The organism is Virgibacillus natechei, from assembly GCF_026013645.1.
Taxonomy (GTDB): domain Bacteria; phylum Bacillota; class Bacilli; order Bacillales; family Amphibacillaceae; genus Virgibacillus_L; species Virgibacillus_L natechei.
Genome location: NZ_CP110224.1, coordinates 3,857,503 through 3,867,590 on the forward strand (window position 1 = coordinate 3,857,503; position 10,088 = coordinate 3,867,590).

Genomic DNA, 10,088 nt, shown 5'->3' on the forward strand with positions numbered 1-10,088 from the left:
TTTTTTAAAAATGACTGGTTTCTAAAAGATTGGGACTGGGACTGGGACTGCGCTTACTCGCCCCACCGAAAACCATTGTTCCCACAGGAGTCATCGCCCTTAGCTCACCCGAACTGGTGAGGCGGTTGGTTGTTTTGACTATTGATTACGAATGCTATTTAGCGGCAGTAACCGGAGCGAATCGAAGCACCCATCCATCATTAGAACGAGAGACTTCTCAAAAGAATTGTCATTACGTCGTCTTTTACTATCAACTGCGAAGTTTTATAAACAATAACACTTACGAAAAGAGCCTAGACAATATACTACAAATTTCGCACTGAATTCGCCTATTTTGTTATTTACAAAACACCCATCTTCGTTTCAAAAGATGGGCATTTCTACTATATGGATAAAATAAAACTTCATTCAGTTGGGGATTTTACTACTCGCTAAATTACGATAAGATAGATTATTTATTTTTAGGGATTTTAATTGTTATTTGATAGTAATCATCAAGTTCTTTTTCATCTGATTCTACATCTACCCCAGTATCAGAAACCATCGTTAAGGATTGACGTATTGTATTCATTGCAATTCTTACATCTTTATTAAAACCTTTTAGCTTGTTTCGCTTTTTCTTTTTTTCTATTTCATCGGGATTTTGCAGCTTCATGATTCGTTCTTCTGTTTGTTTTACATTTAAATCATGATCCAAAATTTCTTGTAATACCTTAACTTGTTTTTCTGGATCATTTATTTTAATTAAAGCACGAGCATGACGCTCTGTGATTTCTTTATTTAAAATCGATTGCTGCACCTGTTCTGGAAGTTTAAGTAAACGCAGTTTATTTGCTATGGTAGATTGGTTTTTTCCTAACCTTTGAGCTAATGCTTCTTGTGTTAATGAATGAAGTTCCAATAATTGGTTGTAAGCAGTAGCTTCTTCAATTACGGTTAACTCTTCGCGTTGAAGGTTTTCAATTAAAGCTACAGAAGCCGTTTCAGTTTCAGACATTTCACGAATGATCGCAGAAACATTTTCCCATTCTAGTGTTTGAACAGCGCGCCACCTTCGCTCACCAGCAATAAGCTCATAATTATCGGTTTCCCCCTCCAACTTCCGAACAATAATTGGTTGGATCATTCCATGTGTATGAATCGTCTGAGCTAATTCATTTATTTTTTCATCGTTAAAAATCGATCTTGGTTGATACCGATTGGGTTCAATTTTATTAACAGGGAGTTGCATTACTTCATCTGGATGATAGATTTCTTCTGATTCAGAATCTGCCTTATCCCCTAAACCAAAAACTCGACTAAAAGGACGTACCATCATCAGACACCACCTTTATATTCAACTTATATGTACTTGCCAGTACAACTAGATATATTAGAGGATGTTCAAAAAGTCCAGTAAAAATGACACATCGAAGGGGACCTTCTGCTAACATCGCCCACGTCCTGTGGGCAACGTGAAGTCACCACAACACGCGGGAAGCTCGTTGGCTTGCTTTTCCGTTCCTTGGAAAAGAAATACACTAATGCTCGCGTGCTAGAACGTTTGCTCACGTATTAATTGCAAGGGGAACTTCTACTAAACCGCCCACGTCCTGTGGGCAACGCAGAAGTCACCACATCCTGTGGAAGTCCGCTACTCAAAGCTACGCCGCCTTGAACTTTCGACGCAGAGGACGTGCTAGTGTCGGCGTTACAGGCAATGGTTTTCGGTGGGGCGAGCATTTACACGCAGTCCCAGGACGCCTGTGACTTTAGCCGACTCGGTCCTTTTTATCCTCCTTTTTGAACACGCACTATTAGTTTTTAAAATTGTTTCACGTGGAACAATTTTAAAAAACACTAAAAAATCTATTGCACCTGGTCAACTTGCCATTTTTCGTTCTGCTCCTATTTTACCATAAATAGTTCCATAAAAGTATGTAATAGAAAAATATAATTATAGAACCCCTTCTACTAAAACTTAAAAAAGAGTGAAAAACTGGAAACACCTTTTATCCAATTGGATCTTTATTTGGTGTGCCAGCTTTTCTAGGATACTTTTTAGGAGTTTTCCCTTTTTTATTCACAACAACGATGGACCTTCCGCTTTCCTCTTTAGGCAAAGTAAATGTGCGGTGTTTGGTTGTTTCTCCACCCAATCGTTCAATTGCAGGTTTTGCATCCGCTAATTCCTCCGTTGCTTGAGCACCCTTCATCGCAATAAAGTCACCATTTTTCCTAACTAGAGGTAAGCATAATTCACTTAACACGGACAATTTCGCAACAGCTCTTGCTGTAACAACATCAAATGTCTCTCTAAATGTATTGTTTTTACCGAAATTTTCTGCGCGATCATGATAGAATGCAACATTATGGAGTTCAAGTTCCGCTGCTAAGTGGTTTAGAAAGCCAATTCGTTTCTGTAACGAATCCACGATCGAAACATGTAAATTTGGGAAACAGATGTGAAGTGGGAGGCTTGGGAATCCAGCTCCAGCCCCCACATCACAAATAGAAATATCTCCCGTAAAATCATAATGAAATGCCACCGATATAGAGTCGTAGAAGTGTTTCAAATAAACCTCATCCTCATCGGTAATAGAAGTTAGATTTATTTTTTCATTCCAATCTACTAGCACTTGATAATACATAGCAAATTGATTCATTTGATGATCACTTAGTTCAATTCCTTGTTCAACCAATGCTTCTCTGAATTGTTCTGGATTCATGACATGAAATCTCCTTAAAATTTAATTGGCTACACGAGCAATTGTCCCCTGCTCAATATACACAAGCAATATGGAAACATCTGCGGGATTTACACCAGATATTCTGGATGCCTGCCCTACTGACAATGGACGTACTTCTTTTAATTTTTCTTTTGCTTCTGTTGCAATTCCACTAATATCGTCATAGTCAATATCATGAGGTATTTTTTTGTCTTCCATTTTTAGCATACGTGCAACTTGTTCATTCGCCTTCTTAATATAGCCTTCATATTTAACTTGAATTCCGACCTGTTCTTTTACGACTGCCGGAAGATCAGTGTTAGCATCAATCATCAGCTCGATTAAATCATAAGTTAGTTCTGGTCGTTTTAGTAAATCATAGGCTTTAATAGGCTCTTTCAACGGTGAAGTACCAGCATTTGTCATAACTTCAGTTACATTCTCACTTGGTTTTATCGTTATTTTCCTTAAACGATTCTTCTCTTCTTCGACAAACTTGTTCTTTTGGGCAAATTTGGCGTAACGCTCTTCTGAAATTGTACCAAGTTTGTATCCTGTTTCCGTTAGACGTAAATCAGCATTGTCATGACGTAACAATAAGCGGTATTCGGCGCGAGATGTTAGAAGACGATATGGCTCGTTTGTGCCTTTGGTTACTAAGTCGTCAATTAGTACGCCGATATATGCTTGAGAACGATCTAAAATAACAGGATCCTTGCCAGTTACTTTTGCTGCAGCGTTGATACCTGCCATAATTCCTTGGGCGGCTGCTTCTTCATAACCGGATGTCCCATTAATTTGTCCTGCTGTATAAAGCCCGGTAATTTGCTTCGTTTCAAGCGTTGGCCATAGCTGGGTTGGAACAATTGAGTCATATTCAATTGCATAACCTGCACGCATAATTTCTGCATTTTCTAGTCCAGGAACACTTCTAACCATATCATGTTGAATGGATTCAGGTAATGATGTTGATAATCCTTGCACATAAACCTCTTCTGTATCCCTTCCTTCAGGTTCCAAAAAGACTTGATGACGAGGCTTATCATTAAAGCGTACAATTTTATCTTCAATTGATGGACAGTAACGTGGACCTGTTCCGCGTTTCATGCCTGAGTACATCGCTGAAAGTTCTAAATTATCATCAATCATTTTGTGTGTGAACTCATTGGTATAAGTTAACCAACACGGAATTTGGTCGGTAATAAACTCTGTTGTTTCATATGAAAATGCTTGATGCTTTTCGTCACCTGGCTGGATCTCTGTTTTTGAATAATCAATCGTTCGACTATTTACACGAGGTGGTGTTCCTGTTTTAAATCGTCTAAGTTCAAGACCAAGTTCCTCTAGATGTTCCGATAATTTAACAGATACACGTTGATTATTTGGACCACTTTCATAATCTAAATCACCCATAAGAACTCTTCCTCGATTAAAGGTTCCCGTTGTAATAATAACCGTTTCTGCTGAATATGCTGCTTTTGATTCTGTGATAACACCTTTACAAACGCCGTCTTCCACAATTAATTCATCGACCATTCCTTGGCGAAGTGTTAGGTTTTCTTGATTTTCGATAATGTTTTTCATTTCTTTTATATACAAAGGTTTATCCGCTTGAGCACGTAATGCTTGTACGGCGGGTCCCTTCCCTGTATTTAACATTCGCATTTGTATATGCGTTTTATCAATAACTTTAGCCATTACCCCGCCAAGTGCATCCACTTCACGAACGACGATCCCTTTTGCAGGGCCACCGAGCGATGGATTACAAGGCATAAAGGCAACCATATCTAAATTTAATGTAAGCATTAATGTCTTGGCACCCATTTTTGATGCAGCTACGCCAGCTTCTACACCAGCATGTCCGGAACCAATAACGATTACATCATAATGTCCTGCATCGTATGTCATACTTTTCATCCTTTCATTATTTAAATTCGTTTTATTATCATTCGCTTATTTACTTTCCTAGACAAAATTGCGCAAATAACTGATTGATTAGACCGTCACTAGCAGTATCTCCAATTATTTCTCCTAAAAACTCCCACGTACGAGTCACATCGATTTGGATGATATCAAGTGGCATGTCCTGATCAATTCCTGCCATAGCATCTTCCAGTGCTTGACTGGCCTTCTTAAGCAATTGGATATGCCTTACATTTGATACATACGTTAAATCACCTGTTTCAATTTCCCCAGCAAAGAAAGTCGTCGCAATTGCTGATTCTAATTCATCTACCCCTTCTTCTTTGATTAAAGAAGTAGTCACAAGAGGTCTACCTTCCGCCAATTCTTTTACTTTATCTAAATCAAGCTTATGTTCCAGGTCTGTCTTATTAATGATTACAATATATTCTAGACCCTGGATTGCTTCGAAAAGTTTAACATCTTCATCTGTAATCTCATCATTATAGTTTAACACCATGAGGATAAGATCTGATTCTTTTAAAACCTGTCTGGAACGTTCGACACCGATTTTCTCAACGATATCTTCCGTTTCACGTATTCCTGCTGTATCGACTAAGCGAAGTGGAACTCCACGTACATTCACATACTCTTCAATTACATCACGCGTCGTTCCAGGAACTTCTGTTACAATTGCTTTATTTTCCTGTACAAGGGTATTCATTAAAGAGGATTTCCCAACATTAGGTCGCCCAATGATTGCTGTTCCTAAACCTTCACGTAGAATTTTTCCTTGTTTGGCAACTTCTAAAAGCTCATTAATTTCTTTATGAACTTCTTTTGTTTTTTGACGCATGACTTCATGTGACATTTCTTCCACATCATCATATTCTGGGTAATCAATATTTACCTCAACATGCGCAACCGTTTCTAATAAATCCTGCCTTAAGCGCTTGATTAAACCTGACAATCGCCCGTCCATCTGCTTTAAAGCAACAGACATCGCTTTATCTGTTTTTGCCCGGATTAAATCCATCACTGCTTCCGCTTGAGATAAGTCTATTCTTCCATGCAAAAAAGCACGTTTTGTAAATTCTCCTGGCTCCGCTAATCGTGCTCCCTTACCTAATATAATCTCCAACACTCGGTTAACAGCAACCATACCACCATGGCAATTAATTTCAACAACATCTTCACGTGTAAACGTTTTTGGCGCACGCATGACGGAAACCATTACTTCTTCTGCTACTTCGGATGTTGTTGGATCGATTATTTTTCCATAGTGAATTGTATGTGACGCTACTTCATTTAAATCTTTACCATGAAAAAGGCCTGTCACCATTGATATAGCCTCAGGACCACTCAATCTCACGATAGCAATCGCGCCTTCACCAGTCGGAGTTGATATTGCAGTAATTGTATCTGTCTCCATCACTTTCACCTCAAATTTCTTCTTACTTCTATCTATGATAAATATTGCATTAGTATTTAATGTCACTAACAAAATAGAATACCATAAATTCATTAAAAAATAAACTTATCCACAAGAATAAGTTTTAAGAAACTTTTCCTTAAAAACAAATTCTAAGGTCCATTTGTGTATAGATAAAATAATTCCGGTTATCCACATGTGAATAACCGGAATTATTTTATCTTATGAATTTGAATTAGTTTCCTTTATGATTCAACTTTACTTGTGTCCTTTTCTTGGAATATCTTTGCCCTCATGACTGATTAAACCATCATCTTCATTTGTCTTATCAATTTTCCCATCTATTGTTCCTTCTACATACCCATCAGAAACCTGTTCATGTGTAATTGCCATTCCTTTAGATAGCTCATCATTACGGTCATAATCCGATACATCATAGGTTTTTTCTGCTACCTTTTTTGTACTTTCTTTGATTTCCCGATCATTATTTCCCACGTTAATTACCTCCTTTTCGATTATTGGTTTATCTTTTACCATTTAACGTAGCTTTATGAATAGGTATTATTTAACTGGTTTATGATGATGGTTAACTCTTTACGGAGTTGCATCACTTCTTCTTGTTTGAGCAAAACAGGGAGTTGATCATTCACCAATACCGTACAACTCTCGTTTTGTTGTGTTAAATAATCAATAAGTAGCTTTAATTGACCTTCAGATAATATAGATGCAGTTTCAAGATTTCTTACTTGAGTCAGATAAAACATATGTTGGTCTTGATCAAATTCCCCACTGAATATTATCCCCGCAAAATTATCCATGTTGAAATTCTCCTTTTTAGAAAGTTTTATACTTTCCCATCTGCTAATTACATAATTTGTATTCATCTCTCCTTAGTATTCATTATTTTTCGATACTCATCCTTCTTTTTTCTGAATCTCTATACCGATACTTTTCGATGAATGCCTAAGCCCGCACTTCTGCAAATAGGAAGTTTCTATTTTCCGAAAAAAATCCGCCTGCTCCCTTCAAAAAGGGAAACAGACGGATAAATTTTATATCTAAATTATGGTTTGATTACAATATGGCGATGAGGTTCATCACCATCTGAATAGGTAGAGATTTCGTTTCTACGCTGCAATGCACTATGAATAATTTTCCGTTCAAATGCCGGCATTGGCTCTAGTGCTACTTTCTTATTTAAATGGATTGCTTTATCGGCCATTTTAGTTGCTAAGGATTTTAGTGTCTCTTGTCTACGCTCACGGTACCCTTCTGCATCCAATGTGGCACCATAGAATTGTTTACTATCTTTATTTAAAGCAAGATTGACCAAATACTGTAAAGCGTTCAGGGTTTGACCGCGTTTGCCAATTAATATCGCAATATTATCACCCTGTAATTCAAATGTAACGTGATTATTATCAACGGTTGTTGTAATCGTAACATCGACATTCATATTACGAGTCACTTCTTTAATAAAATCCTCTGTTTCCTGAATTGGATTTTTGCTGATTGTCACCGTTACATATGCGCGCTTCGATCCAAAGATACCAAATAATCCTCTTTTTCCTTCATCAATAACTTCAATATCAACCTGGTCCCTCGTGGTGTCTAACTGCTCTAATGCTGATTGGACCGCTTCTTCAACTGTTTGTCCACTAGCAGTTATTTCTCTCACTTTTTGTCTCCTCCAGTGTCCTTATTTTTCATCATTGGTTTATTGATAGCAAGGGTTTGAATAACCATGAAGACGTTACCTACTACCCAGTATAATGCTAATGCTGCAGGGAAGAAGAATGCAAAAACAGTAATCATAATTGGCATTACGTAAAGCATAACCATCATTTGTGGGTTTTGTGATGCCGGATTACCAGCCATCATTAATTTTTGCTGATAAAATGTTGCTACACCTGCTATTAACGGTAATATCATATCTGGTGATCCTAATTCAAACCATAGAAAGCTTTGTGATTGAATTTCTCCTGTACGCATGATCGCATGGTACATAGCAATCAATATTGGCATTTGCACAAAGATCGGTAAACAACCAGCAAGCGGATTTACTCCATTTTTTTGAAATAAAGCCATTGTTTCTTCTTGAAGTTTTTGTTGTGTTTTTTGATCTTTAGAGCTATATTTTTGTTGTATTTCTTTAAGCTGTGGTTGAATTTCCTGCATTGCTTTTGAACTTTTAAGCTGTTTTACGTTTAGTGGTAAAAGTAATAAACGGGCAAGAATAGTTACAACAACAATTGCTAAACCATAACCATAACTTGCGTTAAACAAATCAGCCATATAAGTAATAAACCAAGATAATGGGTATACAAAATAGCTATTCCAAATTCCGGTACTTTCACTCGTAATCGGTTCGTTAATTTCTGTACAACCAGAAAGTATTGCCAGCAACCCTATTAGGGTTAACAGCAAAATGTACTTCTTACGCAAAATGTTTCCTCCTAACTAAATTAACAATACCCCATAAAGGAATAATCTACTTGCTATTTTAACGTAACTAAAAATAACTTTCTATATAAAAGACGTTTAGCGTTCATTTTTTGGCAGATAAGAAAATATAAAAACTTTCTTATCTGCATAAGTGCAACTAAGACTTATCGCCATAAAGCTTGGCGATAAGCCAAGTTTTCTACAAATAGGAACCTATAAAACATTCCTAATCTATAAGTGCGGACTTTGGCACTCCCCATGAAAAGGGGTTATCGAATGCCACGTTTTCTAAATAAATTCTCTTTATATAATAAATGAGTAAGACTTTTTTTTATGTCTTTATATTCTATGCTCTTGGTAGGTTGCCTAGCAATAATTACAATATCATACGTCATATATATATTATCTTCCAGTTCTTGAAAAGCTTGACGCAAATATCTTTTAATTCGATTCCGTGTAACAGCATTTCCAATTTTTTTTCCTACTGAAAGACCAATTCGAAAATGTTCCTGGGTCGGTTTCTTCACATAATAGATGACAAGCTGTCTGTTAGCAAAAGATTTCCCGTTCTTAAACACAAATTGAAATTCATCATTCTTTTTAATACGAAACTCTTTTTTCATCATTATCACCTTTACTACTATCAGCACTTGCAATCCTAGCTCAAGACTCTAGTACTTTAAATAAATAAGGAATGCACCCATTGTTGCATTCCTATACCAATATCCGGCCATAAAGCCGAAAAAAGACCACTGATAATCAGTGGCCTATGCAGATAATACTTTTCTTCCTTTACGACGACGGCGGGCCAAAACGTTACGACCATTTTTGCTGCTCATACGAGTGCGAAAGCCGTGTACCTTTTTTCTTTTACGATTATTTGGTTGAAATGTTCTTTTCATTTATCTTGCACCTCCCAAAGGAACTCTTAAAAATATCCATATTTAAATATTAGTGCTATCCACAGACAGTCTCTGTAATTATACGTAATACGCATCCAATCTGTCAACTTCCATTTTAATTTTTTCATATAGCTGTTTTTAAGTACTTTTTACTATTATGTCAAATTCAGCCTAATTGAACCTTATCCACATGACTATGTTAAACCAATTTCGACAGTTTTTTTCTATCCACAACAAGTATCGACAAGATAATCACAAATTATAGGGTTGTGGATGAACTTTATATACAATCCGTTGAATTTGTGGATAACCGTCGAAAACCCATTGCTAAATAGTTGTTTATTTGATATTATACTTGTGTTTAACCTGTGTAAATAAAAAGTTGGTTTTTATCTTATCCACAAACTGTGAATAAGATGTGGATACATGTTCACACCTCGTTTATAAAGTTATTAACAGTTATGTGGATTTCGTTTGCAACCTTTGGAAAGGGTTGTCCTACTCATGTTTTCTATCCACAGTCTTAACTATTATTTTTATCCTTTTATTTAAATACTCATGGTAAATGGTGGCTCCGTTTTACGTAGTCATGTGAATTCTATCTAGCAAAAAAGCAATATATATTTAGTACCTTTCCATCATTTCATAGATTGAGAAAGGCTTTTTCTATCCTATATATTATGAAAGGAGTGACTAATT

The 10,088-nt window shown here is 36.6% G+C and carries 10 protein-coding genes; all 10 read right to left on the reverse strand.

Translation table 11 applies throughout. The annotated features are described in order from the left end of the window. Nucleotides 1–451 precede the first annotated feature (451 nt). The 10 genes from noc to rpmH all read right to left on the reverse strand — a co-directional run bounded on the left by noc (nucleotide 452) and on the right by rpmH (nucleotide 9,389). Entirely contained in the window at nucleotides 452–1,315 is an 864-nt protein-coding gene (gene noc / locus OLD84_RS19260) for a nucleoid occlusion protein (protein WP_209464161.1), read from the reverse strand. A gap of 676 nt (nucleotides 1,316–1,991) precedes the next feature. Then, nucleotides 1,992–2,708, reverse strand: a complete 717-nt coding sequence (gene rsmG / locus OLD84_RS19265; protein ID WP_209464119.1) for a 16S rRNA (guanine(527)-N(7))-methyltransferase RsmG — start codon at nucleotides 2,706–2,708, stop codon at nucleotides 1,992–1,994. A gap of 21 nt (nucleotides 2,709–2,729) precedes the next feature. Next, on the reverse strand, nucleotides 2,730–4,616 hold the full coding sequence (gene mnmG / locus OLD84_RS19270) for a tRNA uridine-5-carboxymethylaminomethyl(34) synthesis enzyme MnmG (protein ID WP_209464120.1): 1,887 nt from the start codon (nucleotides 4,614–4,616) through the stop codon (nucleotides 2,730–2,732). Between the two features lie 49 nt (nucleotides 4,617–4,665). Further along, nucleotides 4,666–6,042 (reverse strand): tRNA uridine-5-carboxymethylaminomethyl(34) synthesis GTPase MnmE, encoded by a 1,377-nt coding sequence (gene mnmE, locus OLD84_RS19275; RefSeq protein WP_209464121.1) that lies wholly within the window; start codon nucleotides 6,040–6,042, stop codon nucleotides 4,666–4,668. 258 nt (nucleotides 6,043–6,300) lie between these two features. Continuing rightward, entirely contained in the window at nucleotides 6,301–6,537 is a 237-nt protein-coding gene (locus OLD84_RS19280; protein ID WP_264917249.1) for a YozQ family protein, read from the reverse strand. Nucleotides 6,538–6,590: 53 nt separating this feature from the next. Beyond that, nucleotides 6,591–6,860, reverse strand: a complete 270-nt coding sequence (locus tag OLD84_RS19285) for a hypothetical protein (protein WP_209464123.1) — start codon at nucleotides 6,858–6,860, stop codon at nucleotides 6,591–6,593. A 245-nt stretch (nucleotides 6,861–7,105) separates the two neighbouring features. Then, the gene (jag, locus tag OLD84_RS19290) at nucleotides 7,106–7,720 is read right to left on the reverse strand and encodes an RNA-binding cell elongation regulator Jag/EloR (protein ID WP_209464124.1); all 615 of its coding nucleotides are present in this window, start codon (nucleotides 7,718–7,720) and stop codon (nucleotides 7,106–7,108) included. Continuing rightward, the gene (spoIIIJ, locus tag OLD84_RS19295; RefSeq protein WP_209464125.1) at nucleotides 7,717–8,487 is read right to left on the reverse strand and encodes a YidC family membrane integrase SpoIIIJ; all 771 of its coding nucleotides are present in this window, start codon (nucleotides 8,485–8,487) and stop codon (nucleotides 7,717–7,719) included. The genes jag and spoIIIJ overlap by 4 nt, the downstream gene beginning before the upstream one ends. A 269-nt stretch (nucleotides 8,488–8,756) precedes the next feature. After that, nucleotides 8,757–9,110 (reverse strand): ribonuclease P protein component, encoded by a 354-nt coding sequence (gene rnpA, locus OLD84_RS19300; RefSeq protein WP_209464162.1) that lies wholly within the window; start codon nucleotides 9,108–9,110, stop codon nucleotides 8,757–8,759. Nucleotides 9,111–9,254: 144 nt separating this feature from the next. Beyond that, nucleotides 9,255–9,389, reverse strand: coding sequence for a 50S ribosomal protein L34 (rpmH, locus tag OLD84_RS19305; RefSeq protein WP_209464126.1), 135 nt, complete (start codon nucleotides 9,387–9,389; stop codon nucleotides 9,255–9,257). Nucleotides 9,390–10,088: the final 699 nt, after the last annotated feature.